This is a genomic window from Glycomyces xiaoerkulensis (genome assembly GCF_002798405.1).
Lineage (GTDB): Bacteria > Actinomycetota > Actinomycetes > Mycobacteriales > Micromonosporaceae > Glycomyces > Glycomyces xiaoerkulensis.
Genome location: NZ_PGGV01000015.1, coordinates 104,998 through 121,154 on the forward strand (window position 1 = coordinate 104,998; position 16,157 = coordinate 121,154).

A 16,157-nucleotide genomic window follows, 5' to 3' on the forward strand; every position below is an offset into this window, starting at 1 on the left:
CCACAGAGGACTAGCTATACGGCTGGAGGAAGCCAGTGACCACGAATCCGAACCTAGCCGCCCTGTCCGAGGCCGGCATCTCGGTCTGGCTCGACGACATCTCCCGCGAACGGCTCGAGAACGGCAATCTCGCCGACCTGGTCGAGAACCGGAGCCTGGTGGGCGTGACGTCGAACCCGACGATCTTCTCCAAGGCCGTCGCCAAGGGCGGGGCCTACGACGAGCAGATCAAGGAGCTCGCCCGGCGCGGCGTCAGCGTCGAGGAGGCGGTCCGCTCCATCACCACCTACGACATCCGGTGGGCCTGCGACGTGCTGCGCGGAGTCTTCGACGGCGACGGAGGCACCGACGGCCGCGTCTCGCTCGAGGTCGACCCGCGGCTGGCGCACGACACGCTCACCACCATCGCCGAGGCCAAGGCCCTGTGGTGGGCGGTCGACCGGCCCAACCTGATGATCAAGATCCCGGCCACCAAGGAGGGCCTGCCGGCGATCACCGCGGCGCTCGCGGCCGGCATCAGCGTGAACGTCACCCTGATCTTCTCGCTCGACCGCTACCGTGAGGTCATGGACGCGTTCATCGCGGGCATCGAGTCGGCCAAGGCCGCCGGCGTCGACGTCTCCCGGATCCAGTCGGTGGCGTCGTTCTTCGTCTCCCGGGTCGACACCGAGATCGGCAAGCGGCTCGACGCGATCGGCACCGACGAGGCGGAGGCCCTCCAGGGCAAGGCCGCCATCGCGAACGCCCGGCTGGCCTACGAACTGTACGAGGAGGTCTTCTCCTCGCCGCGCTGGGCGGCCCTGGCCGCCTCCGGCGCCCGGCCGCAGCGGCCGCTGTGGGCCTCGACCTCGGTCAAGGACCCCGACTACCGGGACGTCATGTACGTCGAGCAGCTCATCGCACCGAACTGCGTCAACACGATGCCCGAGCCGACCTTGGAGGCCTTCGCCGACCACGGCGAGGTCGAGGCCGACACCGTCCGGCCCGGCTACGACGACGCCCGCCGGGTCATGGAACGGCTGGCCGAGATCGGCGTCGACTACGACGACGCCACCCGGGTACTGGAGGAAGAGGGCGTCGACAAGTTCGCCGTCAGTTGGAACGAGCTGCTGGCCGAAGTCGAATCCAAGCTCGAAGCGAACCGAGGATAGGCGGATGATGGGGAAGATGGAAGCCGTTGGGGGCCTGGCCGTCACCACCGGGATCGACGTCGGACGGGAGGTCGAGGCGCTCAAGGAGGCCGGCATCCCGGAGAAGGTCGCGGCGAAGGACCCCACCCTGTGGGGGCCCGACGCCGAAGCCGAGGCGTCGATCCGCCTCGGCTGGGTCGACACCTTCGAGCAGTCCAAGGCACTGGTCGCCCCGCTCGCGAAGCTCCGCGCCGAACTCGGCGAGCAGGGCGTCGACCACATCGCACTGTGCGGCATGGGCGGCTCGTCCCTGGCCCCGGAGGTGATCTCCCGGACGCTCGACCTGGGCATCAGCGTCCTCGACACCACCGACCCGGGACAGGTCCTGGCCGAGATCGGCGAGGAGTCGCTGCGGCGCACCGCCGTGGTCGTCTCGTCCAAGTCCGGCACCACGGTCGAGACCGACTCGCAGCGCCGCGCCTTCGAGGCCGCGTTCGAGGGCATCGGCATCGCCGACCACGCGGACCGGTTCGTGTTCGTCACCGATCCCGGCTCGCAGTTGGAGGCGCTCGCGAACGAGCAGGGCTCGCACGTGTTCCTGGCCGACGAGACCGTCGGCGGCCGCTACTCGGCGCTGACCGCCTTCGGGCTGGTGCCTACCGCGCTGGCCGGCGCCGACATCGCCGAGCTCATCGACGAGGCCCGGACGTTCGCGTCCGGCATCGCCGGCGACGGCGACAACCCCGCGGCGGTGCTCGGAGCCGCCATCGCCGCGCAGCCGACGATCACCATCGCCGACGACGGTTCCGGCGTGGTCGGCCTCGGCGACTGGGCCGAGCAGCTCATCGCCGAATCGCTCGGCAAGGACGGCAAGGGCACCCTGCCGGTGGTCCTGGAAGGGCCCGGCGCCCCCGGAGCCCGCGGCTCGGACCGCGTCTACACCACCGTCGGCGGATCCTCGACCGGGCTGCCGAACTCCGGCTCCCACCTGGCCATGCCCGACACCGTGGTCAACGGGCCGATCGGGGCCCAGTTCCTGTGCTGGGAGCTGGCGACCGCCTACGCCGGCCACCTGATCGGCATCGACCCGTTCAACCAGCCGAACGTCACCGAGTCCAAGGAGAACACCAAGCGGATCCTCGCCGAGGGGCAGAGCGAGGAGCGCCCGCACGCGGTCGACGGGGCGATCGAGATCCACGGCAGTCACGCCGAGACCGTCGGCGGCGCCCTGGGCGAACTGCTGCTCGACGCCGACCACGACGACGCCTACATCGCCGTCATGGCCTACCTGGACCGGCTCGACGACGCACCGGCCCAGCAGCTCCGCGCCGAACTGGCCGAGCGCACCGCCGCCCCGGTCACCTGGGGCTGGGGGCCGCGGTTCCTGCACTCGACCGGGCAGTTCCACAAGGGCGGTCGGCAGACGGGGGTGTTCCTCCAGATCACCGGCGCCATCGACCAGGACGTGGCGATCCCCGGCAAGGACTTCACGTTCGCGACCCTCCAGGCCGCCCAGGCCGCCGGAGACCGGCAGGCGCTCCAGTCCCGGAACCGCCCGCTCGTCCGGCTGCACCTGACCGACCGCGAGCGCGGCGTCAACCAGTTGCTCCACGCCGTGAGGGAGCTGAGCTTATGACCGAATCGGTCAATAACCCGCTACGCGACCCCGTCGACCGGCGTCTGCCGCGGATCCCCGAGCCCTGCGCGCTGGTGATCTTCGGCGTCACCGGCGACCTGGCGCGCAAGAAGCTGATTCCGGCCATCTACGACCTGGCCAACCGCGGCCTGCTGCCGGCCTCGTTCGTCATCGTCGGCTTCGCGCGCCGCGACTGGGACCACGGCACCTTCGAGGAGCTGTCCCGCGACGCGGCCAAGTCGCACGCCCGCACGCCGTGGCGGGAGGAAGTGTGGAACCGCCTCAGCGGCAACTTCAGGTTCGTGGGGGGCACCTTCGACGACGACGCCGCCTTCGACCGCCTCGACACGACCCTGGACGACCTGCGGGAGTCGCACGGCATCCCCGGCAACGCGGCGTTCTACTTCTCGATCCCGCCGCAGGCGTTCCCGAAGGTGCTCAAGCAGCTCGAACGTACCGGGATGGCCGACAACGAGCACTGCGGCGGCTGGCGCCGGGTCGTGGTCGAGAAGCCGTTCGGCACCGACCGGCCCTCGGCCCGGGAGCTGAACGACCTGGTCGACCGGGTGTTCACGCCGCACGACGTGTTCCGCATCGACCACTACCTCGGCAAGGAGACGGTCCAGAACATCTTCGCGCTGCGGTTCGCCAACGCGATGTTCGAGCCGATCTGGAACTCCAACTACGTCGACCACGTGCAGATCACGATGGCCGAGGACGGCGGCATCGGCACCCGCGCCGGGTTCTACGACGCCAACGGCGCCGCCCGCGACGTCCTCCAGAACCACGTGCTGCAACTGCTGGCCCTGACGGCGATGGAGCAGCCGGTCGGCTTCGACGCCGAGGAGATCCGCATCGAGAAGCTCAAGGTGCTGCGCGCGGTCAAGCTCGGCGACGACCTCGGGGCCACGGCCATCCGCGGCCAGTACACCGACGGATGGGTGCAGGGCCGGCCGGCGGCCGGCTACCACTCCGAGGAGAACATCCCGGCCGAATCCACGACCGAGACGTACGCGGCGGTCCGGATCGGCATCCAGAACCGGCGCTGGAGCGGCGTCCCGTTCTACCTGCGCACCGGCAAGCGGCTCCCCAAGCGGGTCACCGAAATCGCGGTGGTCTTCAAGGAGGCGCCGCACATGCCGTTCGCCGACTACGACACCCAGATCCTCGGCAACAACCAGCTCGTGATCCGGGTCCAGCCCGACGAGGGCGTCACCGTCAAGTTCGGTTCGAAGGTGCCGGGCACCGGCATGGAGCTGCGCGACATCACCATGGGCTTCGGCTACGGCGAGACCTTCACCGAGTCCAGCCCCGAGGCCTACGAACGGCTCATCCTCGACATCCTGCTCGGGGACAAGACCCTGTTCCCCGACGCGCACGAAGTGGACGCGTCGTGGGCGGTCATCGACCCGCTCGAGGACTTCTGGGAGGGCGGCAAGCCCGAACCGTACGAGTCCGGCACCTGGGGCCCGGCCGGGGCCGATCTGATGCTGCAGGCGTCCGGCCGGCGCTGGCGGCGGGCATAGGAAGGGGGGTCCGCAAGTGCATCTGAAGGACACCACGACCGGCGAGATCATGAAGGCGCTGGGGGGCCTGCTGCACGAGGTCGGCGGCACCTCCAGCCTGGCGCTCAACCTGGTGGCGCTGACCACCGAGGACGAGCGCGAAGAGGTCGAGCAGGCCGCCTCGCAAGCGGCCCAGGAGCACCCGTACCGACTGATCATGGCGATCCCGCGGGACGTCGACGCAGCCGAGCCCCGCATCGACGCCGAGGTCACCCTCGGCGAGCGGCTCGGCGCGGCCGAGGCGATCATCCTGCGCCTGGACGGGCCGACCACACCGCACCTCACCTCGATCGTGCTGCCGATGCTGGCGCCCGACGTGCCGGTGGTGACCTGGTGGCTGCTCGACCCGGTGAAGTTCCACCTCGAGCAGGAGCTGCGCGGCTTCGCCGACCGGCGCATCACCTACACGGCGCGAGCGGCCGACCCGGTCGCGTCGCTGCACCGGCGCGCCCAGCGCTACGTACCCGGCGACACCGACATCTGCTGGACCCGGATCAGCCTGTGGCGCTCGCTCATCGCCAGCGCCTTCGACGGGGTGAGCCACAAGGTCGAGAGCATCGACATCAGGGCGGACCGCCAGGACCCGTCCGCGCAGTTGATGGCCGCCTGGCTGCACACCCGGCTCGGGGTGGCGCCGAAGATCGTCGACACCAAGGTGGAGCGGAACTCCGAGCACCTGCCGGCGATCGCGTCGGTGGCGTTCACGATGGCCGGCGGCGAAACCATGGAGATCGAGCGGATGCCCGACGGGGAGACGGTGCTGCGCCAGGCGGGGCTGCCGAAGCGGCGCCAGTCGCTGCAGGGCCGCACGCTGGGGCAACTGCTGGCCGAGGAGCTGCGGCATCTGGACCCGGATCCGGCCTACCACCGGGTGCTGGAGACGTTCCAGGCCCGGTTCGACGAGGCGGAGGCGCCATGAGCAGGGGCAATGCGGTCATCGTCCACGAGAGCGCCGAGGTCCTGGCCGAAGCGGCGGCGGTCCGCCTCATCAACCGGCTCGCGGACGCGCAGGCGCAGCGCGGCGAGGCCTCGGTGGTGCTGACCGGCGGCCGGATCGCGGCGCGGGTGTACGCGGACGTGCTGGCCTCGCGGATTCGCGGGGTGGTGGACTGGTCGAAGGTCGATTTCTGGTGGGGCGACGAGCGGTTCCTGCCCGCCGGCGACCCGGACCGGAACGAGACGCAGGCGCGGGCGGCGTTCCTCGATGTGCTGCCGGTCGACCCCGCGCGGGTCCATCCGATGCCGGCCTCCGATGTGGTCGACACGCCGGAGGCGGCCGCGGCGGCGTACGCGGCGGAGCTGGAGGCCGCCGCCGACGGCGAGGGGGTGCCGCCGTTCGATCTGCTGCTGCTGGGCATCGGCGAGGACGGCCACGTGGCCTCCCTGTTTCCCGACCATCCGGCTCTGGCGGCGAGCGAGGCCCCGGTGACGGGGGTGCGCGAGGCGCCGAAGCCCCCGCCGGAGCGGGTGTCTTTGACGATGCCGGCGATCAACGGCGCCACGGCGGCGTGGGTGCTGGCATCGGGCGCAGGCAAGGCCGAGGCGGTCGACGAGGCGCTGGCGGGCCCGAAGCTTCCGGCCGGCCGGGTGCAGGCGCAGGGGCACACGCGGTGGCTGATCGACGCCGACGCGGCCTCGCGGCTGCACCATCTGGAGTTCTGAGCAGGACGTGCGGAGGGGCCCGGCGACTGGTGTCGCCGGGCCCCTCCGCTTTGGTTCCTGCGGCCCCCTCCCCACCTGAGGGCCGTGGCCGCCGTCTCGCCCGACCTTGCGTCGACGGCGGTGCGCGTGTTCGGTATCCGGTTTCTCAGCAGCGTTCGCCGCGGGTGGCGGCCCTGGCGGCGAGCGCCTCGGCCAGGAGGTCTTCGGCCTCCTCCTCGCTGCGGCGCTCGCGGACGTACGTGAGGTGTGACTTGTATGGTTTGACGGTGCGACGATCCGGTGGGTTGGCGCGGTCGCGGTTGGCGGGCCAGCCGCATCGCATGCAGTCCCATTCGCCCGGGAGCTCGACGTAGAGCGCGAATGACCGGATGGTCTCGTGTCCGTTGGCGCACCAATAGCTTACGGTCTGCCGCGCCACGGGCTCGCCGCGTTCGGAATGGAGTCCCGGGTTCGCGCCGATACGGGTGCCACGGATGGCGTGTCCGTTGGACATAGAAGTGACTGCTCCTCACAGATGGGGGATCTTCTGTGGAATACGACCGTTCTGGTCGGGGCGGCTGGGGCACCGCCCGTAGAGATTCTATGACCTGGCGCACACGTTGTAAAGGGAAGAGCGCACTGCCCCACTCCTTCGCGTTCAAGAATTCGGCCCTTCCCGCAATTCACTTCACTGTCCACTCTCATCTCGGATCCGGCCCCGGGCTGGCCGAACGCACCGCCGCCGGGACCGGATCGCCGCCGGTCAGTCGACGCGGATGACCAGTTTGCCGCGCGTGTGCCCCGACCGGCTCGCCCGCCAGGCCTCGGCGGCCTGGTCGAGCCGGTAGACGGCCGAGACCGGCACATCGACCTGTCCCGACTCGGTGAGCGCGGCCAGCGCGCGCAGGCCGTCGGCGTCCGGCTCGACGAACACCCACCGGCCGCCGTCGTCCCGCACCGACCGGTCGATGATCGAGACCACCCGGGACGGTTCCGCGCCGGCCCGCACCGACAGCTCGAACTGGCCGCCGGCCGCGTCCAGCGCGGCGTCGATGCCGTCGGGGGCGAACGCCTCGATCCGGTCTTCCAGGCCGTCGCCGTACTCGACCGGTTCGGCGCCCAGCGTGCGCACGTGGTCGTGGTGGCCCTGCGAAGCGGTGCCGATCACCTGCGCCCCGCGGGCGAGGGCGACCTGCACGGCGATCGAGCCGACGCCCCCGGCGGCGGCGTGGACGAGGACGGTGTCTCCGGTGCCCACTCCGACCGCGTCGAGGGCCTGGAGGGCGGTGAGCCCCACCAGGGGCAGCGCACCGGCCGCGTCCCACTCCAGCGTGGGCGGTTTGGCGGCGATCATGCTCGGCTCGGCGACGGTGTACTGGGCGTAGGTGCCCCACTTGACGACCGGACGCCGGAGGTAGCCGAACACCTCGTCGCCGACGGTGAAGCCGGTGTCCGCGGGGTCGGCCTCGGCGACCTGTCCGGCGGCGTCCCAGCCGGGGATGATCGGGAAGTCGCCGGGGATGGCGGCATCGAGGTGTCCGGCGCCGACCTTCCAGTCGACCGGGTTGACCGAGGTGGTCTTCAGTCTGATGAGGACTTCGCCGGGGCCGCGGACCGGCGCCGGATGGTCGGCGGATTCGAGCTGCTCTGGACCGCCGTAGCGGTGCATGACCATTGCTTTCATAACTGCATCACATCATGGACGGCCCCGACCCTTCCGGCGAACGTGGCTACGCCTCAGCCGCGGCGCTCGTCGGCCCATCGCGCCAGCGCCCCCTCGGTGAGGATCTCGTCGAAGCCCGACTCGGCCGCGCCCCGCAGCGGTCCGTCCGCGCCGAACTCGGTGGGCAGCAGCGGGGGCGGGGCGGTGCGGCGGAACCGCATCAGTCCGGCCGCATAGGCGCGGTCGAGCTCCTCCCCCGCCGCCTGCTGCAGGTCCGGGGCGAGTCCGCCGAACGCGACGATCTCCGGGTCGAGGGCGTTGACCAGCCCGGCGACGCCGCGTCCCAGGAAGGCCGCGCATTCGCCGACGGCCGTCCGCGCCGCCGGGGCACCGTCCGACATGGTCTCGGTGGCGTAGGTGCGGGGGTCGTCCGGGGCGGGCTCGCCGCGAAGGCGGGCCATCGCCCGGCCGTCGACGGCGACGTCCCAGCATCCCATCGCCCCGCACGGGCAGGGCACGGCCGGGTCGCCGAGCGGCAGGTGCCCGAACTCGCCTCCGGCGCCGGTGGCGCCGCTGAGCGCGTGTCCGCGGTCGACCAGGACCCCGCCGATGCCGACCTCGATGTGCAGGTACAGGACGGATCGGTCCGGGTGGGAGCGCCGGGCCACGGCGAGGCCGGCGAGCGTGGCGTCGTTGCACACCCGCTGCGGCACGCCCGGTGCCAGGGGTTCGATCTCGACGTCCTGCCAGCCGAGGCCGCTGGCCTGCGCGACCCGGTTGTTCTGGACGGTCCCGGTCACCGAGATCGACACCGACCGCAGGCGCGGCCCGTGCCGCTCGGCCAGCGCGCCGATCGCCCCGCGCAGGTCGGCGATCACCGCGCCGGGCCGCCGGTCGCGGTGGCGTCCGGTCGCCAGGTCGGTCAGGCGCCCCTCCAGGTCGGCGACGCCGGCGCGCCAGTCGGCGTGGCGGACGTCGACCACGGCCGTCAGCGGTCCGTGCCGGTGTGCGTGCAGCGTGGTGGTGGGCCGGCCGCGGCCGCTGGGCGGTGCCGGGCGTTCGGACAGGAGCTCCAGGTCGCGGAGGCGGGCGCAGATCTCGGTGGCCGAGCCGCTGGTGATGCCCAGGCGCCGGGAGGCGTCGGCGCGGGTGATCCCCGGACTGGCGTGGACCAGGCGCAGCATGTCCAGCGCGCCGAGCCATCGGGCCGCCTCGGCGCGGCCGGACTTGGACCTGGCTTGCATCTCCTGTGGCGCCGCCCCCTTCCCTCGTCAGATCGGGCAGCAGACCATGCCGACCGTGGTCAGGACCGGGATCGCGGCCACGATGACCGGTGCGGCGACCGCGGCGGCGTTCCCGCCGAGTATGGAGCCGAGCCCGGCTACGCCCGGCCGGGCCGGGCCGTCGAGCAGGCGCTCGATCCGGGCGACCGTGTCGCCGCCGGCGACGGCGAGGGCACCCGCCTCGGCGCCTCGGGCGGCGGCGAAGTCCAGCAGGCTCCGCGCCAGCACCCGGCGGTTCCCGCCTCGCGCCGCCGCATCATCGGCCGCCAACTCCACCAGACGGGCGACGCGGTCGGGCAGGGCGGCGAACAGCGGCAGCCGCCCCAGGACGAGCTGCGCGGCGACCGCGGCCGCGACCAGGGAATGATGCCGTCCGGCCAGGTGCGCGCGCTCGTGCGCCAGTACCGCTTCGAGTCCCTCCCGGTCGAGCAGGTCGATCGCCCCGGTGGTCACGACCACCGTGCCGCCGGAGCCGGGAATGCAGTAGGCCGCCGGACGCGGCGAGCCCGCAACGACCACGCCCAGGGCGTGGTCGACCTCCATCGACGCCAACCGGGAACGCAGGCCCGCGCGCTCGGCCGACGTCCGGCGTGCCACCACGGCACCGGCGACGACGAGCAGGGCCGGGAGCAGCCAGGTCAGCGTCGCGCCGAGCACACCGAGCACCGAGCCGGCGATCGGCCCGTACCGCGACTGCAATGCCTGCAGGCAGGTGGCGACGATGCCCGTCGCTCCACCGGAGAAGCCGCCCATCGGCATCACGAGCGCGACCCCGGCCAGTGCGACGGCCAGCACCACCGAGGCGGCGAGGGTGAACCAGGTGGCGATCGCCAGACGCGGTGCGGCCGACGTCCAGCCAGCGCGGTCGATCAGGCGCGGACCGATCACGGTCAGCAGCCCGGCGTAGGCCAGCAGCGTCAGCGCCGCGGTCACGGCCGCTCCCCGCGCGAGTCCATGAGGTCGCGCAGTCGGGCCAGCTCGTCGGGGCCGATCCTGCCGATGAAGCTCAGCAGGGTGGCGTCGCGGTCCGCGGCGGACTCCAGCACCGAGGCCATCGACTCGGCCTCGAAGTCCTCGCGCGACTGGGCGGGCCGGTAGGCCCAGGCGCGCCCGTCGCGCTCGCGCGTGACCATGCCCTTGCGGTGCAGGTTGTCCATCACCGTCATGACCGTGGTGTAGGCGGGCTCCGGATCGCGTTCGAGGGATTCGAGCGCGCGGCGGACGGTGACGGGCCCATCGGACGACCACAGCACGTCCATGACCACCGCTTCGAGTTCTCCGAGCCGTCGCATCCGCACCTCGCTTCCAGGCTTGCACCTTACCCGAGGCCCCGGCGGCTTCGGATTCCGATCGTGGAGCGCAGCGGCGCTCATCGGCCTCCCGGTCGCCCTCTGGGCACTGATTCGGCGACCTGCCCGAGACCGGTTCGGCCGCAGACTCCCGGCGCTGCGAGCGCCGCGGTGGCTCTGCATCCCTGCGCCGCGGTCTGGATCCTGTTCGCCCTCGTGCTGCGCGGCCTGCCCGGCGGGCCGTTCACATGGTTCGACAGTTCCTACCTCGGTTGAGGTTCCGGTCCCGGAGTATCCGCCGGCGGACGAGCGAACGGGGTCCGGTGGAGCAGAGCTCCACCGGACCCCGTCGACGATTGCGGGCCTAGACCATCGCTCTCAGCAGCAGGCCGTAGGCGATGATGGTGGCGAACCAGATGACCCCCACGCCGATGGTGATCCTGGTGAGGTTCTTCTCGGCCACCGAGGAGCCGGAGGCCACCGAGGACATGCCGCCGCCGAACATGCTCGACAGGCCGCCGCCCTTGCCCTTGTGCAGCAGCACCAGCAGGATGAGCGCGCCGCTGGAGACCAGCAGCAGGATCAGCATGGCGTAAGTCAGTACCGTCATCATCGGCGATCGGGTGTCCTCTCCAAAGGGTCGGAACGCCCGCAGAGCGGGCAACCGGCCCCGAGTCTAACTCAAGCTTCATCCCGGGCGGCATGCGAGTAGGGCCGCCGTACGCCCTTGTACGGCGGCCCCGGCTTGCGCCGCTTCCTACTGAGCGTTGTTGTGCTCCGGGAAGCGGATGATCTTGGCGAACTCGTCCGCGTCGAGGCTCGCTCCCCCGACCAGGGCGCCGTCGATGTCCGGCTTCGCCATGATCTCGGCGACGTTGACCGACTTGACCGAGCCGCCGTAGAGCAGGCGGACCCGCTCGGCCACCGCACCGAACTTCTCGGCCAGCGCGGCGCGGATCGCCCCGATGACCTCCTGGGCGTCGTCCGGGGTGGCCGTGCGGCCCGTGCCGATCGCCCAGACCGGCTCGTAGGCCACCACGACCTTCTCCAGCTCCTCCTCGGTCAGCCCGTCCAGTGCCGCCAGCAACTGCCCGACGGTGTGCGTGACGTGGTCGCCGGCCTCTCGTACCTCCAGCGGTTCGCCCACGCACAGGATGGGGCCGATGCCGTTGTTGAGCGCCTGGCGGACCTTGGCGCCCACCAGCTCGTCCGACTCCTCGTGGTGCTGGCGGCGCTCGGAGTGGCCCACCGCGACGTAGGCGCAGCCGAGCTTCGCCAGCATCGAGCCGGCGATCTCGCCGGTGTAGGCGCCCGACGGGTGCGCCGACACGTCCTGGGCACCGTAACCGATGTGGAGCTTGTCCCCGTCGACGAGCGTCTGGACGCTGCGGACGTCGACGAACGGCGGCAGGACGACCGTCTCGACCGCCTCGAGCTGCTCGCGGGTGAGGCTGAAGGCCAGCTTCTGCACCAGCGCGATCGCCTCGAGGTGGTTGAGGTTCATCTTCCAGTTGCCGGCGATCAGCGGCTTGCGGGTCTCGCTCATGAGTCCTCCAGTGCGTCCAGGCCCGGCAGGGTCTTGCCTTCGAGGTATTCGAGGCTGGCGCCGCCGCCGGTGGAGATGTGGCCGAAGCCGTCCTCGGGCAGGCCGAGCGTGCGGACCGCCGCGGCGGAGTCGCCGCCGCCGACGACGGAGAAGGCGTCCGAGTCGACCAGCGCCTGCGCCACCGCCTTGGTGCCGATCGCGTAGTCGGGGAACTCGAAGACGCCCATCGGGCCGTTCCAGAACACCGTCCCCGCCCCGGCGATCCGCTCGGCGAAGAGCTTCGCCGACTCGGGGCCGATGTCGAGGCCCATGCGGTCGGCCGGGATCTCGGTGGAGGGGACCACGATCGGCTCGGCGTCGGCGGCGAACTCGGCCGCGGTCGCGGTGTCTACCGGCAGCAGCAGTTCGACGCCGAGTTCGGCGGCGCGGTCGAGGTAGGTCTTGCAGGTCTCGACCTGGTCCTTCTCCAGCAGCGAGCCGCCGACCTCGTATCCCCGGGCGACCAGGAAGGTGTACGCCATGCCGCCGCCGACGATGAGCGTGTCGACCTTGCCCAGCAGGTTGTCGATGACCGCGAGCTTGTCGGAGACCTTGGCGCCGCCGAGGACGACCACGTAGGGCCGCCCGGGGTCGCCGGTCAGCTTGGAGAGCACGTCGACCTCTTCGGCGATGAGCCGTCCCGCGTAGTGCGGGAGGAGCTTCGCCACGTCGTAGACCGAGGCGTGCTTGCGGTGGACCGCGCCGAAGGCGTCGTCGACGTAGACGTCGCCGAAGGCGGCGAGCCGGCCGGCGAACTCGGCCCGCTCGGTGTCGTCCTTCGCCGTCTCCCCGCGGTTGAAGCGGAGGTTCTCCAGCAGCAGCACGCCGCCGTCGGCCTGGTCGACGGCCTTGCGCTCGGCGTCGGTGTCGACGGTGTCGGCGGCGTAGGCGACCTCTCGCTCGAGGACCTCGCCGAGGCGCTGGGCCACGGGGGCCAGCGAGAAGGCCGGGTCCGGTTCGCCCTTGGGGCGGCCCAGGTGCGAGCAGACCACGACGCGGGCGCCCGCCTCGGCGAGCGCCTGGAGCGTGGGTGCGACGGCGCGGATGCGGCCGTCGTCGGTGATGGTCTTGCCGTCCAGAGGAACGTTGAGGTCGGCGCGTACCAGGACGCGCCGACCGGAGACGCCCTCCTTCAGGAGTTCGTCGAGCGTTTTCATGGGTGCTATGCGCCGACCAGCTCGACGAGGCCCACCAGGCGGTTCGAGAAGCCCCACTCGTTGTCGTACCAGCCGACGACCTTGACCTGGTTCCCGTCGAGCACCTTGGTCAACTGGCCGTCGATGATGCAGGAGTTCGGGTCGGTCTCGATGTCCTTGGAGACGATCGGGTCGTCGGTGTAGGACAGGATGCCCTTGAGCGGGCCGTCGGCGGCGGCCTTGAATGCGGCATTGACCTCTTCGGCCGTGGTCTCCTTGGCGGCCTCGAAGGTGAGGTCGGTGGCGGAGCCGGTGGGAATCGGGATGCGCATGGCGAAGCCGTCGAGCTTGCCGTTGAGCTCGGGCAGCACCAGGCCGACGGCCTTGGCGGCGCCGGTGGTGGTGGGCACCACGTTCAGGGCCGCGGCGCGCGAGCGACGCAGGTCCTTGTGGGGGCCGTCCTGCAGGTTCTGATCCTGCGTGTAGGCGTGGATGGTCGTCATCAGGCCCTTGTTGATGCCGATGGCGTCGTTGAGGACCTTGGCCATCGGGGCCAGGCAGTTGGTCGTGCAGGACGCGTTCGAGATGATGTGGTGGTTGTCGGCGTCGTACTTGTCGTCGTTGACGCCCATCACGACGGTGATGTCCTCGTTCTTCGCCGGAGCGGAGATGAGGACCTTCTTGGCGCCGCCCTCGAGGTGGGCCGCGGCCTTGGTGCCGTCGGTGAAGAAACCGGTGGACTCGATCACGACATCGGCTCCGACCTCGCCCCACGGAAGGGCGGCGGGGTCGCGCTCGGCGAACGCCTTGATGGTCTTGCCGTTGACGGTGAGCTCGCCGGAACCGACCTTGACCTCGTAAGGCAGGCGGCCAAGGATGCTGTCGTACTTAAGCAGGTGTGCAATGGTCTCGGTGTCGCCCAGGTCGTTGAAAGCGACCACTTCGACATCGGCCTCGGAGGCGAGAACCGCCCGGAAAAAGTTGCGGCCGATACGGCCGAAGCCGTTGACACCAACGCGGATGGTCACGTGCCCATCTCCTCGCTAGAACAGAAGGTGAATATCTCTGACTGAACGATCCGTTCCACCGAAGAGCGACGGTTGAACAGATCGCGCTGTTCGGCCTCGTCGCCGAGCACACTTCGACCTTATAACGCCGCCCCCGGAACACGGGAGCGTGCGAAGGTCCCCTCGATCATGTCACAGCCGCCACAGCGGCATGACGTCGCGGTTAAGAAAGCGCTGTCAGGCGGCGTGGCACGGCTCTACGCTGCGAGAGCCTCCTCTTCGGCCACGGCGTCGTCGGGGCCGGGGACGCCCTCCTCGGCGGCCCGCTTGGTCGCCATGTTGATGAGCCGCCTGATCCGGCCGGCGATCGCATCCTTCGTCAGCGGCGGGTCGGCCATCGCGCCGAGCTCCTCCAGCGACGCCTGCCGGTGCGCGAGGCGGAGCCGGCCCGCACCGGCCAGGTGCTCGGGCACGTCGTCGCCGAGGATCTCCAGAGCGCGGGTGACCTTCGCCGCCGCGGCCACCGCAGCCCGGGCCGACCGGCGCAGGTTGGCGTCGTCGAAGTTGGCGAGCCGGTTGGCGGTGGCGCGGACCTCGCGCCGCACCCGGCGCTCCTCCCAGGCCAGGACCGAGGTATGAGCGCCCAGTCTCGTGAGCAGTTCGCCGATGGCGTCGCCGTCGCGGATGACGACCCGGTCGACGCCGCGGACGTCGCGGGACTTGGCGCTGATGCCCAGGCGCCGGGCGGACCCGACCAGCGCCAGTGCGGTCTCGGGGCCGGGGCAGGTGACTTCCAGCGACGAGGAGCGGCCCGGCTCGGTCAGGGAGCCGCGGGCGAGGAAGGACCCGCGCCAGGCGGCCTCGGCGCAGCAGGGGTAGGCGCCGACGACGTGCGCGGGCAGTCCCCGGACGGGGTAGCCGCGCTGGTCGGTCAGCCCGATCTGGCGGGCGAAGGCCTGGCCGTCGGCCATGACGCGCAGCAGGTAGTGGTTGGAGCGCCGGAGCCCGGCCGCGACCAGGACGTGGACCTCGGAGTCGTAGTTGTAGAGCTCGTTGATCATCTTCTTGGCGCGGCGGGCGACGTTGCCGGCGTCGACCTCGGCCTCCACGACGACGTTCCCGGCGCCGACCAGGTGGAGTCCGCCGGCGAAGCGGAACAGCGCACCGAGCTCGGCGCGCTGGCAACAGGACTTGGCGACCTCTGTCCGGCTGAGTTCGTCCTTGACCTCCGAGGTCATCGCCATTTTGTTAATCACCATCTTCGACGAGCAGGTTTCCCAATACGGCGGCAAGCGCGGCCACGTCGTGGGTGACGACGTCCGCGGCAAGGTCCGCCGCCACCAACCGGGCCCGCAACGATTGTGCCGCACTGTTCAACGAGCGGGGGTCGTCGAGGGTTCGGCCGTCGCCGGAGACGACGTAGTGAAACCGGACACCCTCGGCGTATCGGGCCAGCGCCTCGAGGTGTCCGGCCGGGGTGAGGCCGTCGGTCTCCTTCTCCTCGGAGAGATTGAGCACCAACGCGCGGCGGGCGTCGGCGGCGGCGACGGCCTCGCGCAGCTCCGGCAGGAGCAGGTGCGGGATCACGCTGGTGTACCAGGAGCCGGGCCCGAACACGTGCCAGTCGGCCTCGGCGACCGCTTCGAGGGCCTCGGGGCAGGCGGGGGCGTCGGCCGGGAGGAGCCGGACGGTGTCCACCGCGCCGTCGGCGACCGCGACGTCGTGCTGGCCGACGATCGTGCGCACTCCCTCGCCCTCGACCAGGTCGGCCTCGATGTGGAGCGGCTCGCACGCCATGGGGAGGATGCGGGCGCGGCAGCCGAGGAGCTCGGCGGCCTCGCCGAGGGCGTCGACCGGGTTGGAGCGGCGCTCCAGCAGCGAGGTGAGGATGACGTTGCCGACCGGATGGCCGGCCAGGAAGTCGGTGCCGCCGAATCGGTGCGCGAAGAGGCGGGTCGCCGTCGTCCGGTCCGGGCCGGCGGTGGCGACGAGCGCCTTGCGCAGGTCCCCCGGCGGCAGGACCGGCCGGGAGTCGCGGATGATCCCCGACGAACCGCCGTCGTCGGCGACGGTCACCACGGCCGTCAGGTCGATGTCGAGCCGGGTGAGCGCACGCAGCGAGGCCGACAGGCCCCGGCCACCGCCGAAAGCGACGACTCTGGTCATTAGTGGTTACTCCGGGTCGAGGGGAGGAGGGCCGGCGGTCGGCTGCGTGCGGGGCG

Annotated in this window: 16 protein-coding genes; 5 read left to right on the forward strand and 11 right to left on the reverse strand. The window is 71.4% G+C overall.

Features of this window, described 5'->3' with window-relative positions; genetic code table 11:
- Positions 1-35: 35 nt before the first annotated feature.
- From tal to pgl, 5 genes are read left to right on the forward strand one after another with little or no spacing between them, the layout of a single operon-like run.
- A complete protein-coding gene (gene tal, locus CUT39_RS05305; RefSeq protein WP_100444925.1) occupies positions 36-1,151 on the forward strand; it encodes a transaldolase in 1,116 nt (371 codons plus the stop codon).
- Positions 1,152-1,158: 7 nt separating this feature from the next.
- Complete coding sequence (locus tag CUT39_RS05310) at positions 1,159-2,766, forward strand: glucose-6-phosphate isomerase (protein WP_114149485.1); 1,608 nt, start codon at positions 1,159-1,161, stop codon at positions 2,764-2,766.
- Positions 2,763-4,292 (forward strand): glucose-6-phosphate dehydrogenase, encoded by a 1,530-nt coding sequence (gene zwf, locus CUT39_RS05315; protein WP_100444927.1) that lies wholly within the window; start codon positions 2,763-2,765, stop codon positions 4,290-4,292. Before CUT39_RS05310 ends, zwf begins: the two co-directional genes overlap by 4 nt.
- Positions 4,293-4,308: 16 nt before the next feature.
- Positions 4,309-5,250, forward strand: coding sequence for a glucose-6-phosphate dehydrogenase assembly protein OpcA (locus tag CUT39_RS05320; RefSeq protein ID WP_100444928.1), 942 nt, complete (start codon positions 4,309-4,311; stop codon positions 5,248-5,250).
- The gene (gene pgl / locus CUT39_RS05325) at positions 5,247-5,993 is read left to right on the forward strand and encodes a 6-phosphogluconolactonase (protein ID WP_100444929.1); all 747 of its coding nucleotides are present in this window, start codon (positions 5,247-5,249) and stop codon (positions 5,991-5,993) included. Before CUT39_RS05320 ends, pgl begins: the two co-directional genes overlap by 4 nt.
- Before the next feature lie 145 nt (positions 5,994-6,138).
- Here pgl and CUT39_RS05330 read toward each other — a convergent pair whose 3' ends face one another.
- The 11 genes from CUT39_RS05330 to CUT39_RS05380 all read right to left on the reverse strand — a co-directional run bounded on the left by CUT39_RS05330 (position 6,139) and on the right by CUT39_RS05380 (position 16,101).
- Complete coding sequence (locus tag CUT39_RS05330; protein ID WP_100444930.1) at positions 6,139-6,486, reverse strand: RNA polymerase-binding protein RbpA; 348 nt, start codon at positions 6,484-6,486, stop codon at positions 6,139-6,141.
- Between the two features lie 249 nt (positions 6,487-6,735).
- Positions 6,736-7,656: an NADP-dependent oxidoreductase gene (locus CUT39_RS05335; RefSeq protein ID WP_100444931.1), complete on the reverse strand. Its 921-nt coding sequence runs from the start codon at positions 7,654-7,656 to the stop codon at positions 6,736-6,738.
- Positions 7,657-7,709: 53 nt separating this feature from the next.
- Positions 7,710-8,879 (reverse strand): ROK family transcriptional regulator, encoded by a 1,170-nt coding sequence (locus CUT39_RS05340; protein ID WP_100444932.1) that lies wholly within the window; start codon positions 8,877-8,879, stop codon positions 7,710-7,712.
- 27 nt (positions 8,880-8,906) lie between these two features.
- Positions 8,907-9,851 carry a M56 family metallopeptidase gene (locus CUT39_RS05345; RefSeq protein ID WP_100444933.1) on the reverse strand — a complete coding sequence of 315 codons (945 nt, stop codon included), beginning with the start codon at positions 9,849-9,851 and terminating at the stop codon, positions 8,907-8,909.
- A complete protein-coding gene (locus CUT39_RS05350) occupies positions 9,848-10,210 on the reverse strand; it encodes a BlaI/MecI/CopY family transcriptional regulator (protein ID WP_100444934.1) in 363 nt (120 codons plus the stop codon). The genes CUT39_RS05345 and CUT39_RS05350 overlap by 4 nt, the downstream gene beginning before the upstream one ends.
- Positions 10,211-10,571: 361 nt before the next feature.
- Positions 10,572-10,817 (reverse strand): preprotein translocase subunit SecG, encoded by a 246-nt coding sequence (gene secG, locus CUT39_RS05355; RefSeq protein ID WP_232805606.1) that lies wholly within the window; start codon positions 10,815-10,817, stop codon positions 10,572-10,574.
- Between the two features lie 147 nt (positions 10,818-10,964).
- Positions 10,965-11,753 (reverse strand): triose-phosphate isomerase, encoded by a 789-nt coding sequence (tpiA, locus tag CUT39_RS05360; RefSeq protein WP_100444936.1) that lies wholly within the window; start codon positions 11,751-11,753, stop codon positions 10,965-10,967.
- Positions 11,750-12,949 carry a phosphoglycerate kinase gene (locus CUT39_RS05365; protein ID WP_100444937.1) on the reverse strand — a complete coding sequence of 400 codons (1,200 nt, stop codon included), beginning with the start codon at positions 12,947-12,949 and terminating at the stop codon, positions 11,750-11,752. Before CUT39_RS05365 ends, tpiA begins: the two co-directional genes overlap by 4 nt.
- A gap of 5 nt (positions 12,950-12,954) precedes the next feature.
- Complete coding sequence (gene gap, locus CUT39_RS05370; protein ID WP_100444938.1) at positions 12,955-13,956, reverse strand: type I glyceraldehyde-3-phosphate dehydrogenase; 1,002 nt, start codon at positions 13,954-13,956, stop codon at positions 12,955-12,957.
- Positions 13,957-14,192: 236 nt separating this feature from the next.
- Entirely contained in the window at positions 14,193-15,179 is a 987-nt protein-coding gene (gene whiA, locus CUT39_RS05375; RefSeq protein WP_100444939.1) for a DNA-binding protein WhiA, read from the reverse strand.
- A gap of 4 nt (positions 15,180-15,183) precedes the next feature.
- Positions 15,184-16,101 carry a gluconeogenesis factor YvcK family protein gene (locus CUT39_RS05380; protein ID WP_100444940.1) on the reverse strand — a complete coding sequence of 306 codons (918 nt, stop codon included), beginning with the start codon at positions 16,099-16,101 and terminating at the stop codon, positions 15,184-15,186.
- Positions 16,102-16,157: the final 56 nt, after the last annotated feature.

Bases quoted from the DNA above. Each gene is read 5' to 3' on its own strand.
- CUT39_RS05310 (WP_114149485.1), top strand. From the start codon at position 1,159: ATGGGGAAGATGGAAGCCGTTGGGGGCCTGGCCGTCACCACCGGGATC.
- zwf (WP_100444927.1), top strand. From the start codon at position 2,763: ATGACCGAATCGGTCAATAACCCGCTACGCGACCCCGTCGACCGGCGT.
- pgl (WP_100444929.1), top strand. From the start codon at position 5,247: ATGAGCAGGGGCAATGCGGTCATCGTCCACGAGAGCGCCGAGGTCCTG.
- CUT39_RS05330 (WP_100444930.1), bottom strand. From the start codon at position 6,486: ATGTCCAACGGACACGCCATCCGTGGCACCCGTATCGGCGCGAACCCG.
- CUT39_RS05335 (WP_100444931.1), bottom strand. From the start codon at position 7,656: ATGAAAGCAATGGTCATGCACCGCTACGGCGGTCCAGAGCAGCTCGAA.
- CUT39_RS05340 (WP_100444932.1), bottom strand. From the start codon at position 8,879: ATGCAAGCCAGGTCCAAGTCCGGCCGCGCCGAGGCGGCCCGATGGCTC.
- CUT39_RS05350 (WP_100444934.1), bottom strand. From the start codon at position 10,210: ATGCGACGGCTCGGAGAACTCGAAGCGGTGGTCATGGACGTGCTGTGG.
- secG (WP_232805606.1), bottom strand. From the start codon at position 10,817: ATGACGGTACTGACTTACGCCATGCTGATCCTGCTGCTGGTCTCCAGC.
- tpiA (WP_100444936.1), bottom strand. From the start codon at position 11,753: ATGAGCGAGACCCGCAAGCCGCTGATCGCCGGCAACTGGAAGATGAAC.
- CUT39_RS05365 (WP_100444937.1), bottom strand. From the start codon at position 12,949: ATGAAAACGCTCGACGAACTCCTGAAGGAGGGCGTCTCCGGTCGGCGC.
- whiA (WP_100444939.1), bottom strand. From the start codon at position 15,179: ATGGCGATGACCTCGGAGGTCAAGGACGAACTCAGCCGGACAGAGGTC.
- CUT39_RS05380 (WP_100444940.1), bottom strand. From the start codon at position 16,101: ATGACCAGAGTCGTCGCTTTCGGCGGTGGCCGGGGCCTGTCGGCCTCG.